The sequence below is a fragment of the Moraxella sp. K1664 genome (genome assembly GCF_039693965.1).
GTDB lineage: Bacteria > Pseudomonadota > Gammaproteobacteria > Pseudomonadales > Moraxellaceae > Moraxella.
The window spans coordinates 1,236,962-1,253,018 of the sequence record NZ_CP155576.1; the positions used below are offsets into that span (position 1 = coordinate 1,236,962).

Consider the following 16,057-nt stretch of genomic DNA (forward strand, 5'->3'; position numbering starts at 1 on the left):
TTAATTTAAAAAAGTTAAGTAAAAAACTTAAAAATTTACCCGATTAAGTGGTCAGACAAGTTTTTCATAATAAAAACTTGTCTGATAGAAGACTCTCAGCTTTTGTTTTTCCTTGAAAAACGGGAGATTTCCCTGATTTTTTAAACAGGCATTTTTCATGGCAAATACCAAAGGCAGACACGCCCTAGAACTGTCCAAATAAAATAACGCATAAAGTTGAACACGGTGTTTATGTTGGCATAATTTTTGCTTATTATTCATGATAAGTAATTGGACTTTTTGATGACTTTTCATAATCTAAAAAAATGCGTGCTTTTTGGGCTAGGACTGATGCCCACCTTTGTTTTAGCAAATATTAATCCGCTAGACTTGGATGCACTGCTACTTCGTGCCACGCAAACGCACCCCTTGGTCAATGCTGCCAAAGCTGATGAAATGGCGGCTGCCGAAGGCGTGCGTGCTGCCAAACTGGGCATGTTGCCGACCCCCACGATTAGTACAGGACATGACAAAAACGACGGACTGGTGAGCACTGTTGCCATTCGTCAGCCACTATGGACGGGCGGGCGATTGACAGCACAGATTAACCAAAGCATGTATGACAATAAAGCCGCCAATGCGTATGTCTTTGAACAGCAAAACACCGTTGCCAAAAACACCATTGACATCTGGCGGGGTTATATCTATGCCGTTGCCTTGCAGGAGCTGTATGCTGACAGTTTGGCACGCCTAAAAGAGTTTGAAGCGATGATGGAGCGTCGGGTGGCACAGGGCGTGTCGGCGAAGATTGAGCTGGATTTGGTCAAAAATCGCATTTATCAAGACCAAAACTCCCTACAAAATGCCATAGAACAAGAGCGGGTCGCTGCCGCCAGACTCTCACAGCTCATCGGCGAAGAGTTGGGCGATAAAAAATACAACATCACCATGAAGTCCTTAACGGACTACGCCAAAGCACAGTCGGTAAATTTTGAAACGCAGGTGTTTGGCAATGTGGGTAGTCATCATCCTAGTGTGGTGCGTCAGCATTTTCAAGTAGAAGCCGCCAAACAAGAAGCAAAAGCCCAAGCGGCAGGACGTTATCCCAACATCTACGCCCAGTATCAACACACCTTTGAGCATGAGAATAACGAAGATGATGGCGAGTTTTCGGTGGGCATGTCCTATGATCCAGGGGCGGGTTTTTCATCGCTTGCCCTAACCCGTGCCGCCAATGCCCGTGCCATGAGCCTAACTCAGACCCAAGAAGCGACACGGCGAACAGTCATGGAGAGCCTACAAACCCAGTACCAAGAGTTCGTCTCATCAAGAGACAGAGAGCAGTCTATTAAACTTGCCATCGATGGGGCAAAACTGGTGGTGGATTCGTATGGTCGTCAGTTCATCGCAGGGCGAAAATCATGGCTAGAAGTGCTAAATGCCGTGCGTGAACACACTCAGTATGAACAGCAACTGCTAGAAGTCCAAAGCCAAATGGTGGCAAGTTTTTATAAGCTACAAGTGGACTTTGGGGCGATGGATTGGCAGTCAGATTATCATGTCATTCATGCACCCGTCAGTGAGTTTCGTCCTTATCGTACGTTTTTGGCATGGCGTGAGACCAATACTCAGTCAGCACCAAAGCTAAGCACCCCAATGGTTGATGACAGTTTTGTCAATCAGCAGGATTTGTGGATAGAGCCACCCCGCTTGGCAGATGAGATGGGCAATGAGATGGATGAAATCGATGAGATTCATTCATCAGATGCTCAGATGGAGCACATCATTGATGGCGAAGGCGTACAAATGGGCGAGCAAATCCAGCCTGTGGATGAACGTCGTTTTCCGACCGCTGATGACTTTAAACAAACAAATCAATAACTCAATCTTAACCATATAAAAAAACCGTTGTGTTAAACTTATCGTTTGACAGAATTAAGTTGCGGTATGTACTAACATCGACACATGTGGGTGTATTTTAAACAAAGAGTACCGTGATGGTTTTTACCTATATTTATCAAATATTGTCATGCCAAAGCGTGACAAGCCAAGGATAACTGATGTCGTTAAACCAAACCACTGACAACCCCGACAACCAACAGCTACCAAAACAATACACCAACAATAACGCTTTGGGCGTGGCGGTATTTGAGCTGTTAAAAGATGTGGGTGTAACTGTGGATAAAAATCGCCTAGATACCGCACTTGGTCGTGTGTCAGGCTTTGATGACCATGAAGAGCGATTGACCCATTTGCTTGACATCTTGGGCATCTCTGATGAGCCAGATGTCATGGATGAGCCAGATGCTGCTTATATGCCCCTGCTTGCCCATCATCAAAAGTTGGGTTATGGTCGTATTGTCCAAAAATACGGTCTCAACTGGATTTTTGAGAGCATCCAAGGGAGAGTGAGTTGTCAGGGCTCGGATTTGGATTTTGTGGCAAAAATTCGTGTCTCGGACAAGCTGGTCGCTGAGAAAAAAGTCGGCTTTCACGAACTTTTGATACAAAATCTGACAGAGCATAAGCGTGTTGTAATAGAAGCAGTTGTGGCATCTTTTATCATCAACCTGCTTGCCCTTGCTGTGTCGCTATTTTCCATGCAGGTCTATGACCGTGTCATTCCAACAAACAGCCAGTACACCTTGATTATCCTAGCATCGGGCGTGGGATTGATGATTATTTTTGAAGCGATGATGAAATTTGCTCGCTCCAAAGTCATGGATAAGATGGTTATTGGGGTTGATGAGGTTTTGTCAAGAAATATCTTTGAGCGATTGTTGGCGGTGTGTGTGGATAAGATGCCAAACTCAGTCGGTTCACTGGCAGCCCAGCTTCGTGGCTATGAACAGGTACGTTCGTTTTTTACGGCAAGCACGCTGTTTACGCTTGTTGATATTCCGATGAGTATTTTGTTCATCATCTTGATTGCGGTCATCGGCTCGCCCATTGTTGCCATCATTCCGCTGATTGCTGCGGTGATTGGCATTGCATTGGGTCTGTCTAGCCGTAAAAAGATTGATAAAATCTCTGCCCAAAACGCCGCCGCATCCTATCTAAAAACAGGGATTTTGGTGGAGACGGTCGAAGGCATGGAGACCATCAAGGCAGGCTCGGGCAACTGGAAATTCTTATCTAAATGGCTAAATGTAACAGGCGAGACCATTGATAATGACCTAAAAATGCGTCATGCCAATGACAACCTAAATTATAGCGTACAAATGCTCCAACAAATCAGCTATGTGGGGATTGTCATTACAGGGGCGTTTGTGGTAATGTCGCAGGGCATGACCATCGGTGGTCTGATTGCTTGTACCATTTTGGGCGGCCGTATTCTTGCTCCCATCATGAACGCCCCAAACTTGCTGGTACAGTATTCACACGCAAAAGCCGCCAAAGTCAATATTGAAAGGCTTTTTGCATTAGAACAAGACAATAACAATGTTGCTCATCCGCTTGCCCCATCTCGCATTCATGGCTGGTATCAGTGCCATAACATGACCTTTAATTATGCAGGCAATGAGCGGAACGCCCTAAATATTGAGCATTTGGACATCAAGGCAGGCGAGCGTGTGGCAATATTAGGCTCTATCGGCTCTGGCAAATCTACTCTCTTAAAAATCCTATCAGGTCTATACATGCCCACAGGCGGTCATGTATTGTTAGATGGGCTGGACATCAGCCACATCAGCCGTGAATCCATGAGTGAGCAGGTGGGCTATCTACAACAAGACCATCGTCTTTTCCAAGGGACGCTCCGTGAGAATCTGCTCATTGGCATGCCCGCCCCACCTGATGATGTCATCAGACAAGAGTTGCATCGCACGGGGCTTATTCGCTTAGTATCAGGGCATTCTAGTGGTCTGGATTTGCCCATCAGTGAAGGGGGTAAGGGTCTGTCAGGCGGACAAAAACAGCTGGTTGCTTTCACCCGCTTAGTGCTGACCAAACCATCGGTATGGCTACTTGACGAGCCAACGGCATCCATGGACAACATGCAAGAAAATCAGTGTCTACAAGTGCTTGCCCAAGAGCTCCAAGACCCCACCAAGACGCTCATCGTCTCAACCCATAAAATGGGACTACTGGCTTTGGTCAATCGTATCATCATCATGGCAGATGGTAAAGTGGTCATGGATGGGCCCAAGCAGGCGGTGTTGTCACGGCTTATCCAAAACGAGCAAAATGCCAAAGATGCCATGAAAAAAGTAGAGCAGGGCAATGCCACACAAAACATTGGCACCAATCCTAATACGCCCAAACAACCATAAAGGGAGATACTGTGAGTCAAAAAAACTATCAAAAAGCCAAATCACGCAGTAAGCCCAGTGTGATTATTTGGGTGGCACTGGTGACCATTATCGTGCTTATCACATGGGCATCATTTGCCAAGATTGACCAAGTAACCAGAGCTCAGGCGACTGTCATCGCATCTGACCGCACCCAAGAGATTCAGGCAACTGATAATGGCGTGTTATCAGAGCTACTGGTCAGAGAAGGCGACGATGTCAAAAAAGACGACCTGCTGGCGATATTAGAAGAAGAGCGTGCTAAGGCGGCACTGGACAACTCGGCAACCAAGGCGGCAGCCCTGCGAGCGAGGGTGGCACGGTTGGAGGCGGAGATTTTTGACCGCCCACTAAATTTCCCAGAAGAAGTGCAAAAGTATACCGAGTATGTCCAAAACCAAACCGAGCTATACAATCGTCGCCGTCAAGCCATTACCCAAGATGTGGCATCATTACAAAAAATGCTAGAACTTGCCAAGCGAGAACTTGCCATGAACGAACCGCTACTGGCTCATGGCGATGTCAGTCAGGCAGATGTGATTAGGCTTCGTCGTCAAGTGGCGGACATCGAGGCACAGATTACCAACAAACGCAACAAATACTTTGAGGATGCTCAAACCGAGCTTACCAAAGCCCAAGAAGAGCTAGAATCTGAGACCGAACAGCTAAGAGACCGAACCCAAGTATTAGAAGAAAAACGTCTATTTGCTCCTGTGGATGGTAAAGTGAATAATATCGCCGTAACGACCATTGGCGGGGTAGTGCGACCGGGCGATACCATCATGCAACTGTTGCCGACCAGTAGTGATTTGGTGGTGGAGGCAAAGGTTCAGCCTGTGGACATCGCCTATGTCAAAGAGGGTCAGACCGCCAGTGTCAAGCTGGATGCTTATGATTATTCTATCTTTGGGGCGATGAATGGCGAGGTCATCTACATCAGTCCAGACACGCTCATGGAGAAAACCCCACAAGGCGATAAACCCTATTATCGGGTGCAGATTCGCATAGAAGGGGCTCAGGTAGCGGCTCGTGAAGATGAGATTATCATCAAACCGGGCATGACCGCCAGTGTGGACATCAAGGCAATGGAGCGGACGGTGTTGTCCTATCTGACCAAGCCGATTACCAAGACGTTATCCGAAGGTCTGGGCGAGCGATAATACTAAAAAACGTGGCATTTGCGCCACGTTTTTGATATTTCTAATGGGTGCTAATTAGAGTACACACTCACCGCTCGTCAGATATTTTTCCAAATCCTCCGAACCGCCAATGTGCTTACCACCGACAAAGACCTGTGGCACGGTCTCATGCCCTGTCATGGCACGTACTGCTGTTGTGGTGATGTCACGCCCAAGCACCAGCTCCTCGTATGTTACGCCACGAGCTGTTAGAGCTTCTTTTGCCTTAATGCAGAACTGGCACCCTGCTTTTGAGATAATCGCCACAGACGGCTTGTCCGTCCATTCAGGGTTCAAAAACTTAATCATGGTGTCAGCGTCCGACACTTCAAAGGGGTCGCCGTCTTTTTCGGGTTCGTCAAAGATTTTGACAATCACGCCATTATCCACAAGCATGGAGTAACGCCATGAACGCTTGCCAAAGCCAAGATTTTCTTTGCCGACAAGTCGCCCCATACCGTCTGTAAATTCGCCATTGCCGTCTGGGATAACGGTGATGTTGGCACATTCTTGGTCGGCTTTCCATGCGTTCATGACAAAGGTGTCATTGACCGACACGCAGATGATGTCGTCCACGCCCAGTTTTTTGAACTCACCGCACAGCTCGTTGTAGCGGGGCAGGTGTGTTGATGAACACGTTGGGGTAAATGCCCCTGGCAAGCTAAACAGCACGACTTTTTTGCCGCCGAACAACTCGTCTGTGGTTACGTCCACCCAGTTGTCGCCTTGACGGGTGCGGAAAGTTACGCTTGGGACTTTTTGTCCAACCATGTCTTTAAATGCCATTGCATTCTCCTAAAAATAGATTTGGTTCATTATACAGAATTTTTGTGGATTTTGCTAATTTTGCAGGGTTTTTGGGCTAATATGTGTAGTTCTTTATAAAAATCATCGCTCATTTTTTCTCCCTGCCAAAATCAAGCACCATAAAATTAAAACATAAAATTTGATGTGTAGGGGCGAATTGCAATTCGCCCAAAAATCAACGCCTTATCGCAGGGCAAATGTAATTTGCCCCTACAAATCCGCCCAAAGGTATAGTTAATTAACAATGCCTTCATTTTTAATTCAGCAATGCACCTACCCAATCACATAATCCACAACCACAGGGGCGTGGTCAGAATACCACGCATCACGATAGACCCACGCCCCTGCTGTACGAGACTTCCAGTCGGATGAACAGACGTGATAATCTATACGCCAGCCCACGTTTTTGGCACGGGCTTGCCCACGATTTGACCACCATGAATAGATGTCGCTGTCATCTCGCACCACCCGAAATGTATCCACATAACCAAGCTCATCATAAATATGGTCAAGCCACGCCCGTTCATGGGGCAGACAGCCAGATGCTTTTTGGTTGCCCGACCAGTTTTTGATGTCAATGCGTTTATGCACGATGTTATAATCGCCACAGATGATGATGGATTTATTGTCATCTCGCCAGCGTTTTAATATGGTTTTGTATTTTTCCAAAAATTCATCTTTGCGAGCCTGAGCATCATCACCTGATGAACCAGATGGCAAATACAAAGATGCAATATGCACAGGCGTATCAAGCCCCCATTCACTCAAATCAAACCGCCCACAGCTAAACCGCCCCTGTGTATCGGCAATCTCAAAACCCAGACCATCTGTTGGGATAAAGGGCAATTTACTATAAATCGCCACCCCTGCATATCCCGCTCGCTCGGCAGGGAACAAATGAGTATGATAACCCACAGGCTTAAATTTATCCGTCCATTGTTCATGGGTTATCCGTGTTTCCTGCATACATATCACGTCTGTGTCTGACTTGATGATAAAATCAAACAGCCCCTTTTTCTCAGACGCCCTTAATCCATTGACATTAATAGATACCACTCTTAGAACATGTTTGTTGCCATGCTTGATGGTGTGGATGGATTTTGGGGGTATTATGTCGTTGGGCTTGGGATTTAGGGCGGTTGGGGCTTGTGGATTGGGGTGTAGAGAATTGGCGTTGGTCATGATTGTCATTGGTTTTATAAAAGGGTGATTTTACCACAAAATACCATGGCCATCTGTGTCAATTTATTAATAAGGTCAAATAAAAACCACTCATTTACTGAGTGGTTTTTGGTGATGTGTGAAAATCATCAGCCATTAATCAGTTGTCAATCGATGATAAAATGTTCAATGTCCATCTCGGTCATCACCTCGCTTGATGTGGTCATGCTGTCAGCAAGCCCACTCGTGCGTGGTAGGATTTTATCAAAGTAAAACTCTGCCGTCTGTGTTTTGGCAAGATAAAATTCATGGGGCTGTTCACCGCCATTTTTCATCTTATGAAGAGCAACACTTGCCATTCTTGCCCAGTGGTATGCCATCATCACATAGCCTGAGTACATGAGATAGTCATCGGACGCCGCTGAGATGATTTCACGGTTTTTGCGTTTGGCGGTAATGGCAAGACGCAAGGTCAGAGCATTCCATTCAGCACACAGTTTGGTCAATGCCCAAACGTACTTACGCATGTCTTTATCCAAAGCATAATCGCCACACCATTTCATGATACTGGCGGTATAATCACGCACCACTTTACCGCCACCATGTAGTAGCACCTTGCGACCGAGTAAGTCCAGAGCTTGTATGCCTGTTGTGCCTTCGTATAATGTGGCAATACGAGCATCACGAGCGATTTGTTCCATGCCCCATTCTTTGATATAACCATGACCGCCAAAGATTTGTAAGCCATTTTTTACAGATTCTTGGGCGATTTCGGTCAAAAAGCCTTTTAATACAGGTGTAAAAAAGCCCATTTTGTCTTCCCAACGTGCAATTTCTTTTTTATCGCCACGCACGGTCGCATCTGCCATTTTATCCGAATAGCGTCCAACGTGATAAATCATGCTTCTTGCCCCCTCGGTAAATGCCTTTTGGGTCAATAGCATACGGCGAACATCAGCGTGATGATGAATGGCATCAGCAGGCTTGTTGGGTTCTTTGGTGCCAGATAAGGCACGCATAGAACGACGTTCTTTGGCATAAGGCAATGAATTTTGGAAGGCAAGCTCCATGTGAGCCAAGCCTTGAATGCCAGTGCCGACACGGGCGGTGTTCATGTAGGTGAACATGGCTTTTAGTCCTTTGTTCGGCTCGCCAATCAAGAACCCTGTGGCATTATCAAAGTTAATCACGCACGTGGCAGATGCACTAATCCCCATTTTATGTTCAATAGAACCACAGCTGACACCATTGCGTTTGCCCATGTTGCCATCATTGTCAGCTAAGAATTTTGGTACGATAAATAACGAAATGCCTTTTGTGCCAGCAGGAGCATCGGGCAGGCGTGCCAAAACGACATGCACGATATTATCAGTTAGGTCATGTTCACCTGCACTGATGAAAATCTTAGAACCATTAATAAGATAAGTGCCATCATCATTGGGTTTGGCGGATGTTTTCATTTGGTTTAGGTCAGTACCACACTGGGATTCGGTCAGACACATGGTGCCAGACCACTCGCCAGTAACGAGCTTAGGTAGGTATAGGTCTTTTTGTTCGGCTGTACCGTATTCTAAAATGGTATTGACCGCTCCAAGCGATAACCCCGGATACATGGCAAATGACCAGTTGGCGGTGCCAAGCATTTCTGATTTGATGAGATTGAGCGACATTGGCAGAGCCATACCGCCATACTGCTCAGGGTAGGCAATGCCTTGCCAGCCCCCTTGGGCGAACTGCTCGTATGCTTCTTTAAAGCCTTTGGGCGTGGTAACTTCGCCGTCCTTAAAATGACAACCTTCGGCATCGCCTGACTGATACAGGGGGGCGATGACGTTTTCGGCTAAGTCGGCAAAGCCTTCTAAAATCATGCCAACCGTTTCGCTGTCGGCATTTTTGCCATGCTCAAAGGTTTTATAGTGGCTTGGATAATCAAAGACTTCATTGATGAGAAATTTGATGTCCCGTAGCGGGGCTTTGTACGTTAGCATAAGACAGCTCCTTTGTGATAAAAATATGATAAGGGGAAATGTGTTAAAACATCATTTCCCTACTATACCTTATTTTGTGATTTATGCTAGGGGTTTTGTGTTAAAAATAACTATTTTTCATACATTTTTATTATTTTTATAAAAATAAATTATAAATCCAACACCACCTTATCCAAATCCACCGCCCGACCTGTCCACAGCTCAAAGGATAAGCGAGCTTGATTGATGAGCATACCCATGCCGTCTATCTGTTTGGCGGTATTAAAATGCTCCAAAAAAGCAGACGGTTTGCCATACATCATGTCATAGGCGACATCAGCCGACACACCGCCCAAATCCAGCGTTTGCCCTGTGGTCGTGGCGGACGTGGCATTGATGATGACATCAAAATGCTCTGTCAGCTCGTCTAAACCATGGGCGTTGATAGTAATGCCCTGCGTGGCAAACTCTTGGGCGAGCGTTTGGGCTTTGGTTAGTGTGCGGTTAAACACCGACACCACCGCACCACTTTGGATAAGCGGTAAAATCGCCCCCCGAGTCGCCCCACCTGCCCCGAGTATGGCGACTGTTTTGCCGTGTAAGTCCACGCCACGCCCGACCAAATCCGCCACCAGTCCCCGTCCGTCCGTGTTGTCGCCGTAGAGTTTTCCGTCTTTTGTGGCAAGCGTGTTTACCGCCCCTGCGTTTTTGGCGTATTCGCTTAATGTGCCGACATCTTGGCAAATGTCAAACGCCATTTCTTTAAAGGGCAACGTTACATTTGCCCCCACGCCACCACCATGAAAAAATGCTTCAATGACTGCCTTAAAACTGTCAAAATCATCAGGGCAAAATTGGCGGTTGTAGCTGATGTCAAGCCCCACCGCACGAGCAAAGGCGGTGTGAATGGCAGGGCTTTTGGAATGACTAATGGGGTTGCCAATGACGATAAAATGGTGCATATCTTGTCCTGATGAATTTACAATAAAAACTGTTAAAATGACCCAAAAACGGCTACAATAACCGCCATTATTTTCCCGCATATGTAGGGCGTGCCTGCCATTGATAACATTGTTATAGGATATGACAAAGATTTGACGATTTCAATCCATTTTTGCATGAAAAATGGCTAAATCTGGTTTTTCTGCGTCAAAATCCTTGTTGATATTGCAATATCAACTGCGGACTTTTCCTTGAAAAACGGGCGATTTCCCCTATTTTTCATTGCAAATACCAAAGACAGGCACGCCCTATCATTAACGCAAGCCATTTTACCATTTACCATTTATACCAGCCATGACCGACACCAATTCTGCCCCTGCCAAAAAATCCTTTAAAACCCCCATCATCTGGGCGGTCATCATCGCCTGTGCTTTGGCATTGGCGTTGTTTTTTCGTCCCGCCACGCACAAGGACGTGGTACAAGATGACGGCGAGCCAAAGGTTTATGAAAAAGTGGTCTATGACGTGGCAAATTGGCAAGCAAATCCTGCCATCGATGAGACAGGGCAGGGCAGGTTTGAGCGTGCCAAGACGCTGATAGCCCCCACTGCCACCAAGTCGGACGCCCTAGATTTTCATGGGGCTATGGCGGACAAATACAGCTACACATCAGGACACGAACCGCCCCTATATGTCATCGAGTCGGATAAGATCTTTGAGCTGGCATGGTACTACGCCCACCCCAAAGACAGCGATGCCATCAAGCAGGCAAGCCACGCCCACGCCCAAAAAGCCCATGCCCTAGCCACCGCCTTATATGGCGATGACGGCAAAGCGGTGTTGGAGCAGATGTTGTCAGAGCAAGCGATTGGGGCAGAAATGCTACAAGGACATGGCATATTAAAGGCAGAATGTGCCAATTACACCTGCCAGCTTATCATACAAAAATAGGGAAGTGCTTCATTCTTTTTATATAAGCGATTGATTTGCCAAGGGCGAATTGTAATTCACCCCTACAACCCAAAAATAATTATCTAATACCCCACTCTCAACTAAACCCAAGCCCCTTGAAACAAAAACGACATAGCCCAATCCTAAGTTTCACCACAAAACAAAGGGAGCAAGCCATGTCGTATGATGATTTTATCATTGTTGTCTATCTTTTGGTAGAGGCTTTGTATCAAAATCTTGTAACCCAACCTTTAAGAAGCAAAAGCTTTCCCCCTGCCTTATCTGATGCCGAAGTCATCACCATGGAGCTTGTAGGTGAGAGCTTGGGTTTTGATACAGACAAAGGCATTTGGCGTTACTTTAAAAACTGCTATCAGCATTACTTCCCTAAATTAGGCTCATACCCAAACATTGCCAAACACTGTGCTAATTTGGTCTGGATTAAGGATAAGATGATGAATGTGTTCGGTGCTTTATGTGTAAGCCAAAATCATCAAAGCAAGAGATTTATGGCACCTGTCCAATCGTGTGATTAGAAAACTCTTGGCTCACAGTGTTTGTGTGCAGATTAACAAACAACTTGGCAACCCACCACTTAGGTTTGAGATGATTTTAAGTTGAGAGTGGGGTAAACTTTAACTTAGCGTAATTAAATGCTGTCATTTTGCTTGCTCCTTATCTTTGCTAAAAATTAAATCAATATAGATAAAAAATATGATAAAAATCCAAAATAAATCTACATACCCACTTTTTCTTTCAAAGTGTTTTTTTACTCTACCTATATCACTCTTTGGCGTAGAAACATAGATAATTTCTTGGGTCGTTTGGTTGACAAACTTACCTCTAAGGATAATAACATCATTAATATTATTATTCTTTCTATCTGTAAACGAGACAATACTCACACCATAACCAGTAAAATCATAGCCAAAATTTTTTTATCAGAGCAAAGGGCATTTTCTGTGCCAACAAACTCGCCACATTTTGCACTATATGCCCTACCATGATTATCCCTGACATAGACTCTTGCAACTTTTTTATTATTGACATTATAAGACAAACCATCAGGTAGGGTAATTGGAATGTGTTTAGCACCCTGCACAACATTAGTAATGGGCTTTATAGATAAAATGATTGGTATGGGTAATAAAATAAAAAATAACCGTATTCTATTCTTTCTCATCTTAAAACTACACTCATTATCAAATTAACTAGCTTGGTAGACTGGCACGCCCAACATAAGCCTCAATGCACTAGGTCATCTTATCAAAACCTAACCCACCAAAGCCGATAACCAATGGTAAGGTGCGTACCACGCACCTTTTAAATGAAAAATCTTATTGGTGCGTAATACGTACCTTACTGCCAATGGGTGTATTTTGAAGTTAAATGATTATAAAACCCACCCAAATCGACTTTACCACCACCAATAAGGACGGTACGGATAGCCATACCAACCGCCATAACCATAATGCATACGAGTCATGCGTTCGCTCATCTGATGTTGCTCCAAGCCCATCATGTTGGCACGGTGTAGCTCTTCTAGGGTTTTGCTATCGCCAACATCACACACGCCTTGTAAGGTGTAGCCCATTCGTCCCATGTTGTAGGCGTTGTCTATGGTGCAGTAGGATTTTAGCCCTGTTTGGCGACCTTGCTCCCATAACGCTCGGTCAGGCGTGGCAAGCCCTTGGCAGGTTTTGGCGTGGCGTAATATCTCTTGACTGCTTGCCCCACGCAGACCGTCAGCACGCCCTACCTGTTCCCAGTTGGCGGACGAGCAGTCGGCTTGTTTTAATGTGGCGGTCGTGGTACAGCCTGTGAGTGCGAGCACGGGTAGGGCGATGAGTAGGAATGCTTTTTTTATGATAGGTTTTGTGATAGGTTTCATGACGGATTGCCTTTTATGATTAGGGCGTGCCTGCCTTTTGTATTTGCAATGAAAAACAAGATTTAGCCATTTTTCATGCAAAAACGATTAGTTTATTTCTAAAATATTTCTATATTGTAAGTAGTGTTATAAAGGGCAGACACGTCTTGATTAAAAAAACGCACAAGCATGGCTTATGCGTTTTATTTAGCCTTATTTGGCTAAGACAAGCCAACTTATCTATAAATCAGTGGGCGTGGTTGTGCATGGGGCGAGTGCTTTCGCATTTTAGGCTGTACACCGTGCCATCAGCAGTGGTTATGTCCAACACACCAAATTTGTTTTTGGTGTGCCATTCGTATTTTGAATTGGGATTGACGCCATTCACAAACAGCATGCCCGATGCAGAAGGGGCACGTCTTAGCTCGACATCAGCACCATTTAGGCTTAGGCTAGGGGCGGTGATGTTAAGCAGAGCTTGCTTGGTGTCAGGGTTATAGTTAGCAACGATGTTGGCATCTTGGTCGCAGGTATAGGTTCTTGGTATGATGCCGTGATGATGCTTTTTGCCATGTTTGTGGGTGTGTTTGCCGTGCATTTCTTGGGGTTTGGGCTGATCGACGGTTTGGCTGTTATTTGTGGCACAGCCTGTCAATACCAAGGCGCCCACCGCAGTAGCAATCAATAATTTTTGCATGACAATCTCCTTAAAAGATAAAGAACACTAGGGCGTGCTGAATATTGATATTTGCAATGAAAAATATCTGTTAAAAAAAGCAGGGGAGCCACCCGTTTTTCAAGAAAAAAAACAAAGGCTGTGAGTTTTCTATCAGACAAGTTTTTATTATGAAAAACAATCCGATCATCTAATTTTAAAAAATTAAGTTAAAATCTAAAAATTTACATGATTTTAAGTGGCTGGATAGCCATTTTTTATGCAAAAATTAATTTAAAATGTTAAGTTTTTAACTTATTTTATAAAAATGCCATCAATGGTAGGCACACCCTAAAATAAAATCAGTTATCATTTAAATGATGCACTTATTATAAATGAAATTCCATTGCCGTGTGTAACAAATTTTTTTCAAGATAATGGTAAACTTGTAAAAAACTTTAACACAACTTTTATCGTAAAAAATGGTGTGATAAAAGGTGGGTGTGTCCTAATCAACCAAATACACCACGTTATCGCCGTCTTTTTTGATGACATTGTTAAGCTCCAAACGCTTGATGATGTCATCGATATCGGCACTTTGACCGCCCCGAAAGCTAACAATCGCTTCCAAAAACGTCCGTAGGGCAGGCAGGCGATTGGGCTTGCTTTTTAGTACCCGCTCCAAACAATAATCATAATCGGCAGATGGTGGCAGTTTGTCGGTAGGAGCAGATGATGGACTCGGGGAGAGCATGAGTTGCCCAAGCAGATGATGAGCCAGTTTTAGTTTGTCCGTATCAGACAAGGCGGATGCCAAATCAAGGACGGTGCGATAAGACATGGAAGTTTCCTTAAATCATGGGGATGATAATAATGGCACTGGTGGATGATGAAGTTGGTTTATTGTATGACAAACACAGGTAAATGAAAAGAGCGGATGACAAAAAGCGGACATGTTGCCCGCTTTTTGTTTTTGGTATGATTAATGTTTGGGTGGTTCTCCAACACCCAGATACATCTCGTCGTTTTTGGCAAGGGTGGGGTGGTCAGCGTCCTTGATGTTGGCACGCAAGATAAGATAGCCCACGATGCCCGAGATAAGCGAACCCAAGATAATGCCCAAACGTGGGTCATAATCATCAGGAATACCGCCAAAGGCAAGCCCTGAGATAAAGAGCGACATGGTAAAGCCGATACCGCAAAGCAGGGACACGCCATAGATTTGCATAAAGGTTGTGCCTGTGGGCAGTTTGGCAAGTCCTAACTTGACGACCAAAAACACAGGAATCATCACGCCAATCTGCTTACCGATAAACAGACTTAGGGCGATACCCATTGGCACGCCATGCATGAGCTCGCCCATGTTGGTGCCAGCTAATGAAATGCCTGCATTGGCAAAGGCAAATAGGGGCAGGATACCAAAGGCAACGGTGTTATGTAAGTCGTGTTCTAGCTCTTCTAGGGGTGAATGCTCGGGGTCGGCATTATTTTTTAAAGGAATAAAAAACGCCAAAAGCACGCCTGCCAAGGTCGCATGCACGCCTGATTTTAACATGGCAGCCCATAAGATGACCCCGATGAGCAAGTAGGGTGTTAGGCGGGTGACGTTTAAGCGGTTTAATAGGAACAAAAATGGCAAGCACACCGCTGCCATACCCAGTGAGAATAACGACAGCTCGGACGTGTAGAATAAGGCAATGATGATAATCGCTCCGATGTCATCAAAGATGGCGATGGATACCAAAAACACTTTTAGGGCATTGGGGACTTTGTTGCCGAGCAAGCTAAGCACGCCAATGGCAAAGGCGATGTCTGTGGCGGCAGGGATTGCCCAGCCTTTTAGAGCTTCGCTGTCACCGTGATTTAGCCCATAATAGACCAAAGCAGGGGCGACCATGCCACCGATGGCACAGATGGCAGGCAGGACGATTTGTTTGATGTCTGACAGCTCGCCGATTAGGGCTTCACGCTTTAGCTCAAGTCCCACCAAAAAGAAAAAGACTGCCATCAGACCGTCATTAATCCAATGATGAGCATCTTTGGCAATCTCAAACTGACCAATCTGCACCACCACAGGGGCGTGAATAAAGGCGTTGTACAGCTCGTATAATGGCGAGTTGGCGACTATCATGGCAAGCACAGCAGCAAAGGCAAGGACGATGCCCCCGGCTGCTTCTAGCTCAAAAAAGGATTTTATGCGACTCATCGGCATGATTATCTTTTCCTATAAATGAATAAACAAAACCCACAACTATAAA

General features: G+C 45.3%; 14 protein-coding genes and 1 pseudogene. 5 read left to right on the forward strand and 10 right to left on the reverse strand.

Annotation, left to right across the window (positions count from 1 at the left end):
- Positions 1-282: 282 nt before the first annotated feature.
- From AAHK14_RS06370 to AAHK14_RS06380, 3 genes are all read left to right on the forward strand, one after another.
- Positions 283-1,860, forward strand: a complete 1,578-nt coding sequence (locus AAHK14_RS06370; protein ID WP_194092518.1) for a TolC family protein — start codon at positions 283-285, stop codon at positions 1,858-1,860.
- A 179-nt stretch (positions 1,861-2,039) separates the two neighbouring features.
- Positions 2,040-4,250: an ATP-binding cassette domain-containing protein gene (locus tag AAHK14_RS06375; RefSeq protein ID WP_194092519.1), complete on the forward strand. Its 2,211-nt coding sequence runs from the start codon at positions 2,040-2,042 to the stop codon at positions 4,248-4,250.
- Positions 4,251-4,261: 11 nt separating this feature from the next.
- Positions 4,262-5,428 carry an HlyD family type I secretion periplasmic adaptor subunit gene (locus AAHK14_RS06380; RefSeq protein WP_194092520.1) on the forward strand — a complete coding sequence of 389 codons (1,167 nt, stop codon included), beginning with the start codon at positions 4,262-4,264 and terminating at the stop codon, positions 5,426-5,428.
- 54 nt (positions 5,429-5,482) lie between these two features.
- Here AAHK14_RS06380 and AAHK14_RS06385 read toward each other — a convergent pair whose 3' ends face one another.
- The 4 genes from AAHK14_RS06385 to aroE all read right to left on the reverse strand — a co-directional run bounded on the left by AAHK14_RS06385 (position 5,483) and on the right by aroE (position 10,343).
- Complete coding sequence (locus AAHK14_RS06385; RefSeq protein ID WP_194092521.1) at positions 5,483-6,232, reverse strand: glutathione peroxidase; 750 nt, start codon at positions 6,230-6,232, stop codon at positions 5,483-5,485.
- A gap of 294 nt (positions 6,233-6,526) precedes the next feature.
- Entirely contained in the window at positions 6,527-7,435 is a 909-nt protein-coding gene (locus AAHK14_RS06390; RefSeq protein WP_194092522.1) for an exodeoxyribonuclease III, read from the reverse strand.
- A gap of 146 nt (positions 7,436-7,581) precedes the next feature.
- A complete protein-coding gene (locus AAHK14_RS06395) occupies positions 7,582-9,402 on the reverse strand; it encodes an acyl-CoA dehydrogenase C-terminal domain-containing protein (protein ID WP_194092523.1) in 1,821 nt (606 codons plus the stop codon).
- Positions 9,403-9,551: 149 nt separating this feature from the next.
- Positions 9,552-10,343 (reverse strand): shikimate dehydrogenase, encoded by a 792-nt coding sequence (gene aroE / locus AAHK14_RS06400; protein WP_065255299.1) that lies wholly within the window; start codon positions 10,341-10,343, stop codon positions 9,552-9,554.
- Positions 10,344-10,677: 334 nt separating this feature from the next.
- On the opposite strand from aroE, the gene AAHK14_RS06405 reads away from it, so the two are divergent.
- Both AAHK14_RS06405 and AAHK14_RS06410 read left to right on the forward strand, forming a co-directional pair.
- Entirely contained in the window at positions 10,678-11,274 is a 597-nt protein-coding gene (locus AAHK14_RS06405) for a hypothetical protein (protein WP_065255281.1), read from the forward strand.
- 176 nt (positions 11,275-11,450) lie between these two features.
- Positions 11,451-11,895: pseudogene (locus AAHK14_RS06410) on the forward strand (hypothetical protein).
- A 38-nt stretch (positions 11,896-11,933) separates the two neighbouring features.
- Here AAHK14_RS06410 and AAHK14_RS06415 read toward each other — a convergent pair.
- The 6 genes from AAHK14_RS06415 to nhaA all read right to left on the reverse strand — a co-directional run bounded on the left by AAHK14_RS06415 (position 11,934) and on the right by nhaA (position 16,011).
- Positions 11,934-12,179: a hypothetical protein gene (locus tag AAHK14_RS06415; RefSeq protein WP_194092791.1), complete on the reverse strand. Its 246-nt coding sequence runs from the start codon at positions 12,177-12,179 to the stop codon at positions 11,934-11,936.
- Complete coding sequence (locus AAHK14_RS06420) at positions 12,176-12,457, reverse strand: hypothetical protein (RefSeq protein ID WP_194098893.1); 282 nt, start codon at positions 12,455-12,457, stop codon at positions 12,176-12,178. The genes AAHK14_RS06415 and AAHK14_RS06420 overlap by 4 nt, the downstream gene beginning before the upstream one ends.
- A gap of 234 nt (positions 12,458-12,691) precedes the next feature.
- Positions 12,692-13,165, reverse strand: coding sequence for a DUF2799 domain-containing protein (locus tag AAHK14_RS06425; RefSeq protein WP_062498336.1), 474 nt, complete (start codon positions 13,163-13,165; stop codon positions 12,692-12,694).
- 226 nt (positions 13,166-13,391) lie between these two features.
- On the reverse strand, positions 13,392-13,841 hold the full coding sequence (locus tag AAHK14_RS06430) for an MliC family protein (protein WP_062501761.1): 450 nt from the start codon (positions 13,839-13,841) through the stop codon (positions 13,392-13,394).
- Positions 13,842-14,307: 466 nt separating this feature from the next.
- Positions 14,308-14,640 (reverse strand): hypothetical protein, encoded by a 333-nt coding sequence (locus AAHK14_RS06435; RefSeq protein WP_065255285.1) that lies wholly within the window; start codon positions 14,638-14,640, stop codon positions 14,308-14,310.
- Between the two features lie 141 nt (positions 14,641-14,781).
- Complete coding sequence (gene nhaA, locus AAHK14_RS06440; RefSeq protein WP_065255286.1) at positions 14,782-16,011, reverse strand: Na+/H+ antiporter NhaA; 1,230 nt, start codon at positions 16,009-16,011, stop codon at positions 14,782-14,784.
- Positions 16,012-16,057: the final 46 nt, after the last annotated feature.

Bases quoted from the DNA above. Each gene is read 5' to 3' on its own strand.
- AAHK14_RS06430 (WP_062501761.1), bottom strand. From the start codon at position 13,841: ATGCAAAAATTATTGATTGCTACTGCGGTGGGCGCCTTGGTATTGACA.
- nhaA (WP_065255286.1), bottom strand. From the start codon at position 16,011: ATGCCGATGAGTCGCATAAAATCCTTTTTTGAGCTAGAAGCAGCCGGG.
- AAHK14_RS06370 (WP_194092518.1), top strand. From the start codon at position 283: ATGACTTTTCATAATCTAAAAAAATGCGTGCTTTTTGGGCTAGGACTG.
- AAHK14_RS06390 (WP_194092522.1), bottom strand. From the start codon at position 7,435: ATGACCAACGCCAATTCTCTACACCCCAATCCACAAGCCCCAACCGCC.
- AAHK14_RS06395 (WP_194092523.1), bottom strand. From the start codon at position 9,402: ATGCTAACGTACAAAGCCCCGCTACGGGACATCAAATTTCTCATCAAT.
- AAHK14_RS06420 (WP_194098893.1), bottom strand. From the start codon at position 12,457: ATGAGAAAGAATAGAATACGGTTATTTTTTATTTTATTACCCATACCA.
- AAHK14_RS06385 (WP_194092521.1), bottom strand. From the start codon at position 6,232: ATGGCATTTAAAGACATGGTTGGACAAAAAGTCCCAAGCGTAACTTTC.
- aroE (WP_065255299.1), bottom strand. From the start codon at position 10,343: ATGCACCATTTTATCGTCATTGGCAACCCCATTAGTCATTCCAAAAGC.
- AAHK14_RS06375 (WP_194092519.1), top strand. From the start codon at position 2,040: ATGTCGTTAAACCAAACCACTGACAACCCCGACAACCAACAGCTACCA.
- AAHK14_RS06435 (WP_065255285.1), bottom strand. From the start codon at position 14,640: ATGTCTTATCGCACCGTCCTTGATTTGGCATCCGCCTTGTCTGATACG.
- AAHK14_RS06405 (WP_065255281.1), top strand. From the start codon at position 10,678: ATGACCGACACCAATTCTGCCCCTGCCAAAAAATCCTTTAAAACCCCC.
- AAHK14_RS06425 (WP_062498336.1), bottom strand. From the start codon at position 13,165: ATGAAACCTATCACAAAACCTATCATAAAAAAAGCATTCCTACTCATC.